At 63.0% G+C, this 16,152-nt stretch carries 17 protein-coding genes; 11 read left to right on the top strand and 6 right to left on the bottom strand.

Features of this window, described 5'->3' with window-relative positions; translation table 11 throughout:
• Window positions 1-3: 3 nt before the first annotated feature.
• The gene (locus ACEPP2_RS15220; RefSeq protein WP_395517066.1) at window positions 4-1,971 is read right to left on the bottom strand and encodes a putative bifunctional diguanylate cyclase/phosphodiesterase; all 1,968 of its coding nucleotides are present in this window, start codon (window positions 1,969-1,971) and stop codon (window positions 4-6) included.
• Between the two features lie 249 nt (window positions 1,972-2,220).
• Window positions 2,221-2,586: a response regulator gene (locus ACEPP2_RS15215; RefSeq protein WP_395517065.1), complete on the bottom strand. Its 366-nt coding sequence runs from the start codon at window positions 2,584-2,586 to the stop codon at window positions 2,221-2,223.
• A gap of 167 nt (window positions 2,587-2,753) precedes the next feature.
• Between ACEPP2_RS15215 and ACEPP2_RS15210 the strand changes: the two genes are divergently transcribed.
• The 3 genes from ACEPP2_RS15210 to ACEPP2_RS15200 all read left to right on the top strand — a co-directional run bounded on the left by ACEPP2_RS15210 (window position 2,754) and on the right by ACEPP2_RS15200 (window position 3,768).
• Complete coding sequence (locus ACEPP2_RS15210) at window positions 2,754-2,936, top strand: hypothetical protein (RefSeq protein WP_077549460.1); 183 nt, start codon at window positions 2,754-2,756, stop codon at window positions 2,934-2,936.
• 69 nt (window positions 2,937-3,005) lie between these two features.
• Window positions 3,006-3,395 carry a group II truncated hemoglobin gene (locus ACEPP2_RS15205; protein WP_395517064.1) on the top strand — a complete coding sequence of 130 codons (390 nt, stop codon included), beginning with the start codon at window positions 3,006-3,008 and terminating at the stop codon, window positions 3,393-3,395.
• Window positions 3,396-3,438: 43 nt separating this feature from the next.
• On the top strand, window positions 3,439-3,768 hold the full coding sequence (locus tag ACEPP2_RS15200) for a DUF423 domain-containing protein (RefSeq protein ID WP_395517085.1): 330 nt from the start codon (window positions 3,439-3,441) through the stop codon (window positions 3,766-3,768).
• Window positions 3,769-3,779: 11 nt separating this feature from the next.
• Here the strand turns inward: ACEPP2_RS15200 and ACEPP2_RS15195 are convergent, their stop codons facing one another.
• Together ACEPP2_RS15195 and ACEPP2_RS15190 are read right to left on the bottom strand one after the other, a co-directional pair.
• A complete protein-coding gene (locus tag ACEPP2_RS15195; protein WP_052639044.1) occupies window positions 3,780-4,001 on the bottom strand; it encodes a hypothetical protein in 222 nt (73 codons plus the stop codon).
• Window positions 3,982-4,389 (bottom strand): DUF2325 domain-containing protein, encoded by a 408-nt coding sequence (locus ACEPP2_RS15190; protein WP_052639045.1) that lies wholly within the window; start codon window positions 4,387-4,389, stop codon window positions 3,982-3,984. The genes ACEPP2_RS15195 and ACEPP2_RS15190 overlap by 20 nt, the downstream gene beginning before the upstream one ends.
• 210 nt (window positions 4,390-4,599) lie before the next feature.
• Here ACEPP2_RS15190 and ACEPP2_RS15185 point away from each other — a divergent pair, with 210 nt between their 5' ends.
• The 4 genes from ACEPP2_RS15185 to ACEPP2_RS15170 all read left to right on the top strand — a co-directional run bounded on the left by ACEPP2_RS15185 (window position 4,600) and on the right by ACEPP2_RS15170 (window position 11,246).
• A complete protein-coding gene (locus tag ACEPP2_RS15185; protein ID WP_395517063.1) occupies window positions 4,600-5,961 on the top strand; it encodes an NAD(P)-dependent oxidoreductase in 1,362 nt (453 codons plus the stop codon).
• Window positions 5,962-5,975: 14 nt separating this feature from the next.
• Window positions 5,976-7,292 carry an NAD-dependent dihydropyrimidine dehydrogenase subunit PreA gene (gene preA, locus ACEPP2_RS15180; RefSeq protein ID WP_077549464.1) on the top strand — a complete coding sequence of 439 codons (1,317 nt, stop codon included), beginning with the start codon at window positions 5,976-5,978 and terminating at the stop codon, window positions 7,290-7,292.
• A gap of 233 nt (window positions 7,293-7,525) precedes the next feature.
• Window positions 7,526-9,439, top strand: a complete 1,914-nt coding sequence (locus tag ACEPP2_RS15175; RefSeq protein ID WP_395517062.1) for a HAMP domain-containing methyl-accepting chemotaxis protein — start codon at window positions 7,526-7,528, stop codon at window positions 9,437-9,439.
• 145 nt (window positions 9,440-9,584) lie between these two features.
• A complete protein-coding gene (locus tag ACEPP2_RS15170; protein ID WP_395517061.1) occupies window positions 9,585-11,246 on the top strand; it encodes an alpha-amylase family protein in 1,662 nt (553 codons plus the stop codon).
• A 13-nt stretch (window positions 11,247-11,259) separates the two neighbouring features.
• On the opposite strand, the gene rutR is transcribed toward ACEPP2_RS15170, so the two are convergent.
• Complete coding sequence (gene rutR / locus ACEPP2_RS15165) at window positions 11,260-11,904, bottom strand: HTH-type transcriptional regulator RutR (protein ID WP_152337843.1); 645 nt, start codon at window positions 11,902-11,904, stop codon at window positions 11,260-11,262.
• Between the two features lie 268 nt (window positions 11,905-12,172).
• Here rutR and ACEPP2_RS15160 point away from each other — a divergent pair, with 268 nt between their 5' ends.
• The 4 genes from ACEPP2_RS15160 (at window position 12,173) to ACEPP2_RS15145 (ending at window position 15,640) form a co-directional block, all read left to right on the top strand.
• Window positions 12,173-13,426, top strand: a complete 1,254-nt coding sequence (locus ACEPP2_RS15160) for a Zn-dependent hydrolase (RefSeq protein ID WP_395517060.1) — start codon at window positions 12,173-12,175, stop codon at window positions 13,424-13,426.
• A gap of 40 nt (window positions 13,427-13,466) precedes the next feature.
• Window positions 13,467-13,589 (top strand): hypothetical protein, encoded by a 123-nt coding sequence (locus ACEPP2_RS15155; protein ID WP_395517059.1) that lies wholly within the window; start codon window positions 13,467-13,469, stop codon window positions 13,587-13,589.
• Window positions 13,590-13,797: 208 nt separating this feature from the next.
• Window positions 13,798-15,252: a dihydropyrimidinase gene (gene hydA / locus ACEPP2_RS15150; RefSeq protein WP_395517058.1), complete on the top strand. Its 1,455-nt coding sequence runs from the start codon at window positions 13,798-13,800 to the stop codon at window positions 15,250-15,252.
• 1 nt (window position 15,253) lies between these two features.
• On the top strand, window positions 15,254-15,640 hold the full coding sequence (locus tag ACEPP2_RS15145) for a hypothetical protein (RefSeq protein WP_281976658.1): 387 nt from the start codon (window positions 15,254-15,256) through the stop codon (window positions 15,638-15,640).
• Window positions 15,641-15,642: 2 nt separating this feature from the next.
• Here ACEPP2_RS15145 and ACEPP2_RS15140 read toward each other — a convergent pair whose 3' ends face one another.
• Window positions 15,643-16,056, bottom strand: coding sequence for a cupin domain-containing protein (locus ACEPP2_RS15140; protein ID WP_077549472.1), 414 nt, complete (start codon window positions 16,054-16,056; stop codon window positions 15,643-15,645).
• Window positions 16,057-16,152 lie beyond the last annotated feature (96 nt).

Here is a 16,152-nt window from a genome sequence, read left to right as displayed (position 1 = left end):
GGCTCAGACTGCCTGCGGTCGCCTGGCACGACCGGCCTGTCCGGCGAGATAGCTGCCCACCGCCTCTTCCGGCATCGGCCGCGAAAAGAGATAGCCCTGGTAGCCGCTGACACCCGCGGCCGCCAGGATCTGCATCTGCGTCACCGTTTCCACGCCTTCGACGATGCATTCGAGGTCGAGGCTATGGCAGAGCGAGGCCATGGTTGCGACGATATCGCGCGCGACGCGCTCGCGTTCGATGTCGAGTGTGAAGGAACGATCGAGCTTGATCCGGTCGATCGGCAGCCGACGCACATAGCTCAGGCTGGAATAGCCGGTGCCGAAATCGTCGAGTGCGACGCAGACGCCCTTTTCGCGCGCAGCCTGCAACGCAAGGGTGGCGCGCGAAAAGTCCTGCATGATTGCGGACTCGGTGACCTCGAGGATCAGCCTCCCGTGGTCGATCCCGGCCTTGTCGATCTCCTCGAGCAGCGCTGTCATCGTCTTCGGGCTGCAGACGTCACGGGCGGAGAGGTTGAAGGAGAGCTTGACATCATCAGGCCAGGCGCGAGCCGCCTGCAGCGCCTTGCGGAACAGGGGCATCGTGATCTTTCCGATCGTCCCTGCCTGCTCCGCCGCGCGGATGAAGACATCCGGCGAGACCCGACCGAGCACCGCATCATCCCAGCGCGCCAGCGCCTCGAAGCCAATGGCACGCCCGTCGCGGTCGACGATCGGCTGGTATTCGAGGTGGAACGCGTCCTCGCTCTCCACCGCCCGCAACCGGTGCGCAACGGCCGCGGCCTGGCGGTTTTCCTCGGCGTGCAGGTCGGAGAAGATCGTGACCGCGCCCCGGTCGTTCTGCTTCAGATAGTAAAGCGCAAGGTCCGCCTTCTCGTACAGCTCGCCGGCGGTGCCGCCCGCTTCGGGGAAGCGGGAAAGCCCGCAGGTGGCAGAGACGGTGACGCTCCCCTCCTCGAACACGAAGGCCGGCACGAGCGCGTCCAGCGCCTCCCGGCAGGTCTTCTGCAACTCCTCGTCGGAGCCAGGGGCCGGAAGAATCAACGCAAACTCGTCGCCGCCGAGCCTTGCCAGCAGCGCGCTCTCCGGAAGGCTCGACGACAGCCGGGAGGCGACCTCCTGAAGCAGGCGGTCACCGACGCTGTGGCCGAAGATGTCGTTGACGGGCTTGAAGCCGTCGAGGTCGAGAATCCCGACCGCAAAGGGTTCGTTGCCGGACGCCGATGCCGTGATCTGCTGCTCGAGTCGCTCGAAGAAACAGCGCCGGTTGGCCAGTCCTGTCAGCGCATCCTCGTTCGCCATCTGGCAGATGGTCCCGTTGAGCGACTGCAACTGCCGATGCTGTGCGGCAAGTTCGATCTCCTTCTCGACCCGCTGGCGAAAATCGGAGTGTGACCGCTGCATCACCACCATCATGCCGCCCATCACCAGCAGCATGTTGAGCGCGATTGCCCGGAAGACCTCATGCTCCTGGATCCCGAGGAAGACGATCGTCGGGATCACGACGAGCATGAATATGGCAGGCGCCACCTGCTTCAACGGTCTCAGACAGGTGATAACCGCAATGATGGTGATTCCGGTAAAGAAGGTATTCTGGCTTCTCGCATAGGCATCGCCGTAGCCGAAGAGCAGCAGTGACCAGACGGAAATGGCGACGCCGAGCGTGCAGGCAAGCCAGACCACGGTACGCAACGACCGCTCGATCACCTCGTCGGTGGGGATCCTCTTGCGCGCCCGCATCATCTTGATGGCACGCAGAACACAGATCACGACGAAGGCGGCGGGAAGCCAGATTGTCAGGACTGCGGGAGCCTTGTCCACATGCGTGAGCGCGAGCATCACCATGTTGATGACGACGATGCCGTACATCAGGGGAACCTGGCGGGAAAGCTCCGCATACTGAGCTCGCCGGAACTCCAGGCTGTCGGAACTCGTATCGAAGAAGGCAATGACCTTACGCAAGAACTGCATCAGCTGCTCCCGAGCCTATCCGCTTGGGATCCTAAGGCCCGACAAGGATGAAAGAGAGGGAGGAACACTCTCGATGCCACCCGGGCCAAGCGTCATCTGCCGCCGGCCCTCATGGCACCTTGCAGCCCTGGGGGGAGAACATCAGACAAACGTTAAAAAAGCAGTTTGCGATATGTCGCAAAAGTCGACGAATTCGTCCGAAAAATGTTCGCTTGAGGATCGTTGATGCAGAAAAGCGGTCGATGGGCGCTAGTTTGCAAGCATCCTGTGCATGGTGCTGACGATCTGGGCGGGGTCATAGGGTTTGCTGAAAAAGCAGCTCTCGGCGGGAATCTCCTCGAGCGTGACCTTCCGGTATCCGGACGTGACGATGATCTTCAAGGGCGGCCAGCGGTCGAGGATATAGGCGGCCAACTTGATCCCGTCCATGCCGCCGGGCATGTCGACGTCGGTGAAAACGAGGCGGATGCCCGTGTTCTGTGTCAGGATCTCGATTGCCTCGGTGGCATTGCCGGCTTCATGGACATGGAAGCCCGCATCGTTGAGCGTATCGACGATATCGAAACGGAGAATGGGTTCATCTTCGACGACGAGCACGGGTATGCGTGAAGGCATTTTTTAGCGGTCCCCTCAGATCTGACCGAGGCCATCTTTGCGCCTCCGTCCTGCCCTGAAACCGCCGGTTCAGTCTTACGTTCCTCCTCAAGCGGAAAAATCACCGCCTCTCTCGCCCGGAACCAAGCGTGGTGGGATGCGGTTGATGGGACCGGAAGGAGACCGTGATGAACAAGGACAGACAGGCGCAGGACGCTATCGAACAGCGTGAGCCGACGACCAACGACAAGACCGACAAGAACCCGGAAGGGCCGCACGCCCGCAAGGGTCTGACCGATCCGGAAAAGACGCCCGGTACAGGTTCGCTGCCCGACGATGCCGCCAAGGAGGCCGATGTCGGACCCGACTGACTGCGACGTCCCGGCGCTTGCCTCACCCCGACCTGACGGCTAGAGGAAGGCGAACGGACAGGAACCGGGATGTCGCGCGAGACAGTTACCCTTTACGAGGCAATCGGCGGCGAGCCGACCGTCAGGGCGCTGACGCGGCGCTTCTACCATTTGATGGATACGCTGCCGGAGGCGGCCCGCTGCCGCGCCGTGCATCCCCCGAGCCTCGAGGGCAGCGAAGCCAAGCTCTATGACTATCTGACCGGCTACCTTGGCGGGCCGCCCGTCTATGTGCAAAAGCATGGGCATCCGCGGCTGCGCTCCCGGCATTTCGCAGCGCCCATCGGCCCCGAGGAAACGGCGGAATGGCTCCTCTGCTTCCGCCGTGCTCTGGACGAAACGGTCGACAACCCCAAGCTCTGCGACATTATCTGGCCGCCGATCGAGCGCCTTGCATACCATATGCAGAACAAGGAATAGGCCATTGGAAAGATTCGACAATCTGCGGCCGTTGATTCTGTTCATGAGCGGCATCTTCGGGGCAGCCGGCGTGGGATTGGCGGCCGCGGCGAGCCATGGGAGCGACGCGCGGCTGCTTGGCACGACGTCGATGATGTGTCTGGTTCACGCCCCCGCCCTCGTCGCGCTATATGCGGTTGGGCGGCGGGTCAGAACTGCCACGCTCGCAGCCTTGGTGATCGGGCTCGGTACGCTCGTCTTTGCCGGTGACCTGCTCGCGCGGCACTTCCTCGGCAGCGGACTGTTTCCCATGGCCGCACCGACCGGCGGCACGACCATGATCCTTGGCTGGTTGATCGTCGCCGCCGGAGCCTTCCTTCGTTCCGAAGGATAGCTCGCAGCCACCTATCGGCGGAAGGCGAGAATCCGGGCGGGTGCGTCCGATGCAACCTCACGTTCGACATCGCGGCGTTGGCGGTCTCGCAAGGTGACGACATTCGTCATGTCGGACGTCGGCTCATTCTGCGTCAACAGCGCATAAAGCTCGGGCACCAGACCGTCACCGGTCTGTTCGGCGAGCTTGTGGAGCCCGATGAACAGGCTTGCGTCAGGACGTTCTTCTCTCATCATTGCGTTCCTTCATGGTCTGCAGCGCGCGCTCCAGGCTCGACTTCGAGCCATTACGCAGCGGGACGAAGGTCTTTCCGAACTTCTTGCATCCGGTCTTCACCCTCAGACACGCATCGTGGCTGATACAGTCGATGGGGCAGAAGACGCAGTCGACGGAGGGCAGCACCGTATCGATGCGCGAGACGGCTTCCCTCAAGCCCCCGTCATGATGAATGAGTTCCGCGCCGTGTTTGCTGGCGATCTGGCGAAGGTGGGCGACCTGGCAGTCGCGCCCGCCGACATAGAGAAAGCTGCGGATATCGAGAGCGGATTGCTCCTGCGCGGCCTGGACGCTGGCGCCATCGCTATTGCCGCTGTTGCCCTTGCGCTTCTGCTTCTTCGCCATGCTCACATCCCTCTCGATTCAGTGGCCTCAGCCCCCTCGACGGCGGGACCTTATTTAACTTGATAATCACAGGCAAGATTAAAGTTGATAACAGTCGTCAAGTTATAGAACTGCTCGCTCCCGCCGATTTATTTACCGTTTGATAAAAATTCGGCCTGTGGTAGCCTGCTTCCAATAGTTGTCCATAAAGCCATAAAAGAGGGAACTCAGATGGAACGACTGGGAAGCGGGATACAGGCTGGCCGCCTGTCGCCCGACGAATACGCATCCAATTTTTCCGACCTCCACCCGCGCCTCGACAAGCATGAGGCGCTGGTCGCAGCCGACCGCTGCTACTTCTGCTACGACGCGCCGTGCATGACGGCCTGTCCCACCGCCATCGATATCCCGCTGTTCATCCGGCAGATATCGACCGGCAACCCCCTCGGCTCCGCCAAGACCATCTTCGACCAGAACATCCTCGGCGGCATGTGCGCCCGCGTCTGTCCCACCGAAACGCTGTGCGAACAGGCCTGCGTGCGCAATACCGCAGAGGATCGGCCGGTCGAGATCGGCAAGCTGCAGCGCTACTCAACCGACATCGCGATGGAGATGAACCGCCAGTTCTACCACCGCGCTGCCCCGAGCGGGCGACGGGTGGCGGTGGTCGGTGCCGGCCCTGCAGGCCTTGCCTGCGCCCACCGGCTTTCCATGCATGGCCACGACGTCGTAATCTTCGACGCGCGTGAGAAGGCCGGCGGCCTCAACGAGTACGGGATCGCCACCTACAAGGCGACCGAGAACTTCGCCCAGCGCGAGGTAGAGTATATCACCGCGATCGGCGGGATCGAGATCCGAACGGGGCAGATGCTCGGGCGTGACTTCACCCTGGGGGAACTGACGAGCAATTTCGACGCCGTCTTCCTCGGCATGGGCCTTGCCGGCGTCAACGGCCTCGGCATCGAGGGCGAGGATCTCGCGGGCGTGGAGGATGCGGTCGACTTCATCGCGGCACTGCGCCAGGCCACTGACAAGGCACAGGTTCCGATCGGCCGCAGGGTCGTCGTCCTCGGCGGCGGCATGACGGCGATCGACGCCGCGATCCAGGCAAAGCTGCTCGGCGCCGAAGAGGTGACGATCTGCTACCGCCGCGGCAAGGAGAACATGAACGCCTCCGGCTACGAGCAGGATCTCGCCACCGCCAACGGCGTCATCATCCGTCACTGGCTGGCACCGAAGCGCATCATCGGCAAGGACGGCCAGGTGGCCGGTATCGAGGTGGAATATACGGCGATCCGCGACGGCCGGCTCGTCGGCACCGGGGAGACCGGCGTCATCGCGGCCGACCAGGTGATGAAGGCGATCGGCCAGACCTTTGTCGGCGCGACGCTGGGTGCGCTGCGGATGGAAGGCGGCAAGATCGCCGTTGACGTCGAAGGCCGCACCTCGATCGACGGTGTCTGGGCCGGCGGCGACTGCACCGGTCACGGAGAAGACCTCACGGTGTCCGCAACCGCGCAGGGGCGCGATGCGGCAGAGAGCATCAACCGAGCCTTCGCTGCCGCCGCCCGTCCGGCTGTAGCGGTCGCCTGAGGGGAGGAAGAACCATGGCAGACATCCGCAACAACTTTGTCGGCATCAAGTCGCCCAACCCCTTCTGGCTGGCGTCGGCTCCGCCGTCCGACAAGGCCTATAACGTCGAGCGCGCCTTCAAGGCCGGCTGGGGTGGCGTCGTCTGGAAGACGCTGGGCGCCGAAGGCCCGCCGGTCGTCAACGTAAACGGCCCCCGCTACGGCGCTATCTGGGGTGCCGACCGGCGCCTTCTCGGACTGAACAACATCGAGCTGATCACCGACCGCGACCTCTACGTGAACCTGCGCGAGATGAAGGAGGTCAAGAAGAACTGGCCGGACCGGGCGATCGTCGCCTCCATCATGGTGCCCTGCGAGGAGGAGGCCTGGAAGGCGATCCTGCCGCTCGTCGAGGAAACAGAGGTGGACGGCATCGAGCTCAACTTCGGCTGTCCGCACGGCATGTCGGAACGCGGCATGGGTTCCGCGGTCGGGCAGGTCCCGGAATACATCGAGATGGTGGTGCGCTGGTGCAAGCAGTACACCCGCATGCCGGTGATCACCAAGCTGACGCCGAACATCACCGACATCCGCTACCCTGCCCGCGCTGCGAAGGCGGGCGGCACGGATGCCGTGTCGCTGATCAATACCATCTCGTCGATCGTCTCGGTCGACCTCGACAACTTCGCCCCGGTTCCGACCATCGACGGGCGAGGCAGCCACGGCGGCTATTGCGGCCCGGCGGTGAAGCCGATCGCGCTCAACATGGTGGCTGAGATCGCCCGCGACCCGGAGACTTACGGCCTGCCGATCTCCGGCATCGGTGGAGTGACGACCTGGCGCGACGCGGCGGAATTCCTGGCGCTCGGGGCGGGCAATGTGCAGGTCTGCACGGCAGCAATGACCTACGGCTTCAAGATCGTGCAGGAGATGATCACCGGTCTCTCCGACTGGATGGATGCCAAGGGCCACCGGACCCTCGACGACATCTGCGGCCGCGCCGTCAGCAACGTCACCGACTGGCGCTACCTCAACCTCAACTACGTGGCAAAGGCCCATATCGACCAGGAGCTCTGCATCAAGTGCGGGCGCTGCCACATTGCCTGTGAGGACACGTCCCACCAGGCAATCACCTCTCAGGTGGACGGCATCCGCCATTTCGAGGTGATGGAGGACGAGTGCGTCGGCTGCAACCTCTGCGTCAACGTCTGTCCGGTCGAGAACTGCATCACGATGGAGCCGCTGGCGGCGGGCGAGCTGGACCAGCGCACCGGCAAGGTGGTCGAACCCACCTACGCCAACTGGACGATGCATCCGAACAACCCGATGGCCGCCCCGGTGGCCGCGGAATAGAACCTCCCGCGACGGGAGAGGTTCGCGGCTTGTCGCCGCGGCCTCTCCTGCTCGTCGCGCCGGAACAGGCAGCAGCACACGGCCATGCCGCCCAAGGTTGTTGCAGTGCGAAGCATGTCCTCCCGGTTTTAACCAAGGCTTAGGCCAAACCTGACATCCGTTGGCTGAACTCTGCGGCAGGCTCCAATCCCGCCGGCAGGCTTCGCGCGTCAACGCCTGTGCAGGATCACGCCATGTTTTTCAAGGACCTAAGCATTTCCAAGAAGATTGGTCTTCTTGTCGTCGTCATGGGGATTTCGTCCCTGATCATCGCCACCGTATCCGGCAGCGGCCTCTACGGGCTGCAGCGGGATCTGATTGCCGTGGGCGCTAAGGAGGAAGTCGCCCGTGAGGCCATGGACCTGCGGGTCGACATCATCGCCATCAGCCGCATGACCTACCAGCTGGCAGCCGCGCCGGAGAAGGCCGCGGACTTCCGGGCTGAAACCGACAAGCGGACAGCCGAAATGCTCGCGCGGCTCCCGAAGATCGAATCGACCGCCGACGCGGCCGAAAAGGAACAGCTGAAGACGATCCGCGCGGCGCTGGACAATTACTTCAACGAAATCCGCTCCATGGTCGCGACCGCAGAAGCCAACCCGGGCGACACAGCAGCGATTGGCTCGGCGCTTGCTAAGGCACTGGCCGGACAGAAGGTGGTGACGGACACGGTCAAGGTCTACAGCACCTATTCCGGCGAAGCGCTGGCAAAGGAACGCCTCGAAGCGGTCTCCTCCTCCACCACCGCAATGATGCTCGCTGCAGTGGCCGCCGTCCTCTCCATCGCGGTCGGCGCGGGTTTCAGTATCCTAGTGGCGCGCAAGGGGATCGTCTTGCCCATCCGCTCGTTGACGCAGGCGATGAGCCGCCTTGCCCAAGGGGACCTGCAGGGCACGACGATCGATGCCGAGCGCAAGGACGAGATCGGCGAGATGGCACGCGCCGTCGATGTCTTCCGCAACAATGCGCTTGCCATGCAGGAACTGAAGGCACAGGAAGCGGCGCTTCACGAGCGCAGCAGCGACCTGCAGTCCAGCATTGCCGCCGTCGTGGCCTCCGCCGTCGCCGGCGACTTCTCCGGCCGCATCAGCAAGGACTACCAGAACGAGGATCTCAACCGCTTCGCCGGCAGCGTCAACCAGCTCGTTGCCAGCGTCGACAGCGCCGTCACGGAGGTCCGCCGCGTGATCGCCGCACTCGCCGATGCCGACCTGACGCAGAGCATGAATGGCACCTTCCACGGCGCCTTCGCCGAACTGCAGGCCAATGTGAACGCCACCATGGTGACCTTGCGGGGGACCATGAACAACGTCCGCGGGGCTGCAACGACGATCAACGACAACTCCGCGGAGCTCAGCTCTGCCGCAACCGACCTTTCCAAGCGCACGGAGCAGCAGGCGGCGGCGCTGGAGGAAACGGCGGCGGCGCTCGACGAAATCACCGCGACCGTGCGCGCTGCCTCCTCGCGGGCAAACGAAGCCCGCGACATGGTCTACGAGACGCGCCAGAGTGCGGCCAAGTCCGGCGAGATCGTTCGCAGCGCCGTCGATGCCATGGGACGCATCGAGGATTCCTCCAACAGGATCAGCCAGATCATCACCGTGATCGACGAGATCGCCTTCCAGACGAACCTCCTGGCTCTCAACGCCGGCGTGGAGGCGGCCCGTGCGGGTGAAGCCGGTCGAGGCTTTGCCGTCGTCGCCCAGGAGGTCCGCGAACTGGCACAGCGCTCCGCCAATGCCGCCAAGGAGATTAAGACCCTTATCACCGCTTCGGCATCGGAAGTGGAAGGCGGCGTCTCGCTCGTCCGCTCCACGGGCGATGCACTCTTGGAGATCGAGAACCTCGTCAACCGCGTGAATGGCCACGTCGAGTCGATCGCCACCGCCGCCCGCGAACAGGCGACCGCCCTTGCGGAGATCAACTCCTCGGTCAACCACATGGATCAGATGACGCAGAAGAACGCAGCCATGGTGGAAGAGACGACGGCCGCCAGCGCAACATTGGCGCAGGAGAGCGCGCAACTGCAGTCGATGCTGGCGAACTTCCGGCTCGAAGGCCAGCACCAGCCGGCCATTGCAGGCCGCCGGATGCGCAACGCAGCCTGATTCCGCGGAAGATCAGCAAACCACGGCCCGGAGCACCGCTTCGGGCCGTTTGCGTTTGTGCCCCCAGGCAAGTGGCTTCCGAACAGACGGGAACAAACCTCCCCTGCTCCACATTGCCACGAGGTCTGCCTCAAGGAGAGCAATCGTGATCAGCGACCTCTGGTACAAGAACGCCGTCATCTACTGCCTGTCGGTCGAGACCTTCATGGATTCCAACGGCGACGGCGTCGGGGATTTCGAGGGACTGTCGCGCCGGCTTGACTACCTCGCGGGACTTGGCGTCAATGCGATCTGGCTGATGCCGTTCCAGGTCTCTCCCGGGAAGGATGACGGCTACGATGTTGCAGATTACTACAACATCGACCCGCGCTACGGTACGCTGGGTGATTTCGTCGACTTCACCCATGGCTGCAAGCAGCGCGGCATCCGGGTACTGATCGATCTCGTCGTCAACCACACCTCCGACCAGCATCCCTGGTTCCAGTCGGCCCGTAGCGATCCGGATTCGCCCTATCGCGACTGGTACCTGTGGTCGAAGAAGAAGCCGGCAAATGCCGACGAGGGAATGATCTTTCCCGGCGTCCAGGAAAGCACATGGACCTATGACGAGAAGGCGGGCGAATACTACTTCCACCGGTTCTACGAGTTCCAGCCGGACCTGAATACCGCCAATCCGCACGTCCAGGCGGAGATCCTCAAGATCATGGGCTTCTGGATCCAGCTCGGCGTCTGCGGCTTTCGCATGGACGCTGTCCCCTTCGTGATCGCCGAGAAGGGTGCGGACATCAAGAAGCCGAAGGAGCAGTTCGAAATGCTGCGTACCTTCCGCGAGTTTCTGCAGTGGCGGAAGGGGGATTCGATCATCCTCGGGGAAGCGAACATACTGCCGAAGGACAACATCAAGTACTTCGGCGACGATGGCGACCGCATCCAGATGATGTTCAACTTTCCGGTCAACCAGTCGCTGTTCTATGCGCTGGCGAGTGGCGACACGGAACCGATGGTCGCCGCCCTGGAGCAAACGCGCGAGAAGCCGCACACTGCGCAGTTCGGCATGTTCCTGCGCAACCACGACGAACTCGATCTCGGGCGTCTGAGCGAGGATCAGCGGCAGGCGGTCTTTGCGGCCTTCGGGCCCGAGAAGCACATGCAACTCTACGACCGCGGCATACGCCGGCGGCTCGCGCCGATGCTGGGCGGCGACCAGCGCCGTCTGGAGCTTGCCTACAGCCTGATGTTCTCGCTGCCGGGAACGCCCGTCATCCGCTATGGCGACGAGATCGGCATGGGCGACGACCTGGACCTGCCGGAGCGCAACTGCGCGCGGACACCGATGCAATGGTCTGACGAACCCCAGGGCGGCTTCACCACAAGCGACAAGCCGGTACTGCCGGTGATCTCCAAGGGACCTTTCGGCTTCGAGCACATCAACGTCGCGGAGCAGCGGCGCGATCCGGAATCCCTTCTCAACTGGATGGAGCGGCTGATCCGCATGCGCAAGGAGGCGCCGGAGATCGGCTGGGGTGACTATACCGTCCTTGATCCCGTAAAGCCGGGTGTCCTCGCCATACGTTACGACTGGCGCAACAATTCCGTCCTGATCGTCCACAACCTGAAGCCGGAGCCGGTGGAAATCCATCTCGACGTCGGCTGTGGCGAGCACGGCAAGCTGCTGATCGATATTGCCGATAGCGAAAGCAGCGAGGCGGACGGCAAGGGACGCCACCGCCTGCTGCTGGAGGCCCATGCCTATCGCTGGTTCCGGGTCGGCGGCCTGGACTATCTGCTGCGCCGAACGGAGCTTTGAACACCGTCCCTGTTCAAGCCTTCTTCGGGCGAAGCCCTTCGAAGAACAGCTGTTCCAGGAACCGCGCCGCGTCCTCGAAACGCCCCTCGCCCGCGCGGCTTTCGCCTAGAACGGCACGCACCTGGACATCGAAATCGGCATAGTGCTGCGTCGTCGCCCATATCGCGAAGATCAGGTGATAGGGATCGCAGCGCGCAATCTTGCCGTTCTTGATCCAGCTTCGGATCACCTCCGCCTTCTCGTCGACCAGCGCCTTGAGCGGCCCGGTGAGATCGTCTTCGATATGGGGAGCGCCCTGCAGCATCTCGTTTGCAAAGAGCCGGCTCTCGCGCGGGAAATCCCGCGACATCTCGAGCTTGCGGCGGATATAGGACCGGATTTCCGCCTCCGGATCGCCTTCCGCGTCCAGCGCCTTCAGCGGCTCCAGCCAGGTGAACAGCATGCTCTCCAGGAGCGTCCGATAGATCGCTTCCTTCGTGCGGAAGTAATAGAGGAGGTTCGGCTTCGACATTCCGGCCGCTTCGGCGATCTGGTCTATGGTGGCACCGCGGAAGCCATTCGAGGAGAATACCTCCAGTGCGGCGTCCAGGATTCGCTCCTCCTTTTCCTCCTGGATCCGCGTCCGCCGCTGCGTCTTCGCCGCCCTCGGTACTGCCATGCTCTCGCTGCCCCCAGTCCCGCCACGATCCCCCGCCACGATCCCCACGTCCCGACGCACATCACCTTTTCACCCATCGGTGAGATTCGCGATTTTTCGTCTTGAGTGGCGGCGCGGAAATTGTATGTTTTTACCAACCGGTCAAATTATCAGCGACAAGTCCAACAAAGGCAATGCTGAGTTTCACTGTCGACGGGGCAGGAAATAAAGAACCGGCGGGAACAGAATAGGCCGCAAGGGCGGTCCAAAACAGGTGAGGATGTAGCTGATGGTGGCAGCACCCGGCGAGAACCTGCGTATCAATGGCGACAGGTTGTGGGATTCGCTCATGGAAATGGCGAAGATCGGCCCCGGCATTGCCGGCGGCAACAATCGCCAGACGTTGACGGACGCGGATGCCGAGGGACGCAAGCTGTTCAAGGCGTGGTGCAACGACGCCGGATTGACCATGGGTGTCGACCAGATGGGCACCATGTTCATGACCCGCGCCGGCACCGATCCCGACGCCCTACCGGTCTATATCGGCTCGCACCTCGATACGCAGCCGACCGGCGGCAAGTATGACGGAGTCCTCGGCGTGCTCTCCGGCCTTGAGGTCGTTCGCACGCTCAACGACCTCGGCATCAGGACCAAGCATCCGATCGTCGTCACCAACTGGACGAACGAGGAAGGCGCACGCTTCGCGCCCGCCATGCTCGCCTCCGGCGTCTTTGCCGGTATCCATGACCTCGACTATGCCTATGCGCGCAAGGATCCGGACGGCAAGACGTTCGGCGACGAACTGAAGCGCATCGGCTGGGTCGGCGAGGAAGAGGTCGGCGCGCGCAAGATGCACGCCTATTTCGAATATCATATCGAGCAGGGTCCGATCCTTGAGGCCGAGAACAAGCAGATCGGCGTCGTCACCCACTGCCAGGGACTCTGGTGGCTGGAGTTCACGCTGACCGGCCGGGAGGCTCATACGGGCTCCACGCCAATGAACATGCGCGTCAACGCCGGGCTTGCCATGAGCCGCATCCTCGAAATGGTGCAGGACGTGGCGATGGCCGAGCAGCCGGGCGCCGTCGGCGGTGTCGGGCAGATGTTCTTCTCGCCGAACTCGCGAAATGTGCTGCCGGGTAAGGTCGTCTTCACGGTCGACATCCGCACCCCGAGCCAGGAGAAGCTCGACCGGATGCGCGCGAAGATCGAGAAGCAGGCGGCCGAGATCTGCGACAAGCTCGGCGTCGGCTGTTCGGTCGAGGCCGTCGGACATTTTGATCCGATAACCTTCGATCCGGTTCTCGTTGGTCGCGTCCGGGAAGCGGCGGAGAAGCTCGGCTACAGCCACATGGATCTCATCTCCGGTGCGGGCCACGACGCATGCTGGGCCGCCAAGGTGGCACCGGCCACGATGATCATGTGCCCCTGCGTCGGCGGCCTGTCGCACAACGAGGCGGAGGAAATCTCGAAGGAATGGGCGAGCGCCGGCGCGGACGTGCTGTTCCACGCGGTGCTGGAAACCGCGGAGATTGTCGAGTGAACGGCGCTTCTCTATATTCGCATCGTGGAAGGATGACGCGATGTCCGACAAGGTTACGAACGGGCTTATCTTTGAAACGCTCAAGCGGATCCAGGAAACGCTCGCGCTGCACACCCAATATCACCTTGAGACCAAGGAACGGCTGGGACTGGTCGAGTATTAGGTGGGGGGCCTCACCGCGCAGTACGCAAGCCTTTCGAAGCGCTTGGATCATGTGGATGAGCGCCTTACCCGAATTGAGAAGCGCCTCGACCTCGTCGAGGTCTGAGCGAGAAGACAACCACAGCAGACGACGAAGACGACGATAGCATAGGGCCTCCGGCCCGATGCGGCCGGTGGTCCCCCAAGAAAAAACCAGAGGGAACGGGACCATGAGCACAGTGATCAAGGGCGGAACCATCGTCACCGCCGACCTGACCTACAAGGCCGACGTCAAGATCGACGGGGGCAAGATCGTCGAGATCGGCCTCAGCCTGTTCGGCGACGAGGTTCTGGACGCGACGGGCTGCTATGTCATGCCGGGCGGCATCGATCCCCATGTCCACCTCGAAATGCCCTTCATGGGCACCTACTCGGCCGACGATTTCGAGAGCGGCACGCGGGCGGCGCTTGCCGGCGGCACGACGATGGTCGTCGACTTCTGCCTGCCTGACCCGGGCCAGTCCCTGCTTGATGCGCTGAAGCGCTGGGACAACAAGTCGACCCGCGCCAATTGCGACTATTCCTTCCACATGTCGGTCACCTGGTGGGGCGAACAGGTCTTCAACGAGATGAAGGCGGTGGTGCTGAACCACGGCATCAACACCTTCAAGCACTTCATGGCCTACAAGGGCGCACTGATGGTGAACGACGACGAGATGTTCGCCTCCTTCCAGCGCTGTGCCGAACTCGGCGCCCTGCCCCTCGTCCATGCCGAGAACGGCGACGTCGTCGCCGCCATGCAGCAGAAGCTGATGGATGAGGGCAATGACGGGCCGGAGGCGCACGCCTACTCGCGCCCGGCTTCGGTCGAGGGCGAGGCAACCAACCGTGCCATCATCATTGCCGACATGGCCGGCGTTCCGCTCTATGTCGTCCATACCTCCTGCGAGCAGTCGCACGAGGCGATCCGTCGGGCCCGGCAGAACGGCATGCGCGTCTACGGCGAGCCGCTGATCCAGCACCTGACGCTCGACGAGAGCGAATATTTCGACAAGGACTGGGACCATGCGGCCCGCCGCGTCATGAGCCCGCCCTTCCGCAACAAGCAGCACCAGGACAGTCTCTGGGCAGGCCTTGCTTCGGGCTCGCTGCAGGTCGTGGCGACCGATCATTGCGCCTTCACCACAGACCAGAAGCGCACCGGCATCGGCGACTTCCGCAAGATCCCGAACGGCACCGGCGGGCTGGAGGATCGCATGCCGATGCTCTGGACCTATGGCGTCGCGACCGGCCGCATCACCATGAATGAATTCGTCGCGGTGACGTCCACGAACATCGCCAAGATCCTCAATGTCTATCCGCGCAAGGGCGCCATCCTCGTCGGCGCCGATGCCGATATCGTCGTCTGGGACCCGAAGCGCTCGAAGACGATCTCCGCGAAGACCCAGCAATCCGCGATCGATTACAACGTCTTCGAAGGCAAAGAGGTTACCGGCCTGCCGCGCTACACCCTGACACGCGGTGTGGTGGCCATCGAGGAGAGCACGGTCAAGACACAGGAAGGCCATGGCAAGTTCGTCAAGCGCGAGCCCTTCCAGGCGGTCAACAAGGCGCTCTCGACCTGGAAGGAACTGACGTCGCCGCGCAAGGTGGAGCGCACGGGCATTCCGGCGAGCGGGGTGTGAGATGACCTCCCCCACTCGCCGTCCGATCACCATCGCTGGGGCCTGCGTCCTTCTTGGCGGATCGGCAGTGGCCGCAGAGCTACCGATCACCGGAAGCTACGGCAACGTTGAAAGTTGCGCCTATGCGCTTCGCGGCGAAAGCTCCGGCTCGGATGACTTTTTTCTACTGACGAAAGACGCCGTCACTACGGCCGTTGCCCATTGCAGGTTCCTCGACGTCAGGCCCAGAAGCGACAAAGGCTTCGACGTCACGGCACAATGCGAGGAAGAAGGATGGACCGAGGATCTGGCGCCGTTTGAGATCGAGATCGAGATGGTGGAACCGGAGAGCTACGTCCTCAACATCGATGACGGTTCGCAGTGGGGGCCGCTGGCACTATGCAGATAGCCTCAAATCTCCACCAGCCCATCCAGTTCCGGGAGGAGCACAACGCTCTCCTGCTCGTTGGGATCTGTCCGGGCGATGATCGCCGTGCAGGGGGTGTTGGAGAGATTAGCGGGCAGATGCGGCACGCCGGCGGGGATGTAGAAGAGTTCGCCGGCATGGACGACGACGTGGTGCTCCAGCCGGTCGCCGTACCAGGTGTGCGCCGAGCCGGAGAGCATGTAGATCGCCGTCTCGTGGCTCTGGTGCAGATGCGCCTTGGCGCGCCCGCCCGGCGGAATGGTCAGGAGGTGCATGCAGATGCCTGTCGATCCGACTGTCTCCGCCGCAATGCCTTCGAAGTAGCTGAGCCCCTGCTTGCCGTCATAGGTGGAGCCCGGCTTCACGATCCGGCAGGTGGGCTTCGATGACGCGTCCATGGACTTCCTCCCTTGACCGGCAGCCGGCATCGCCAGGCGCCCTCTCGCCTGCAATCATAACACGCACTCGCGTTTTCGCATCCACAGAACTCATGA

The sequence above is a fragment of the Pseudorhizobium flavum genome (genome assembly GCF_044142885.1).
GTDB classification, from domain to species: domain Bacteria; phylum Pseudomonadota; class Alphaproteobacteria; order Rhizobiales; family Rhizobiaceae; genus Neorhizobium; species Neorhizobium flavum.
Note: the sequence above shows the minus strand (reverse complement) of the source record. Positions and strands in the feature narration are given on the sequence as shown.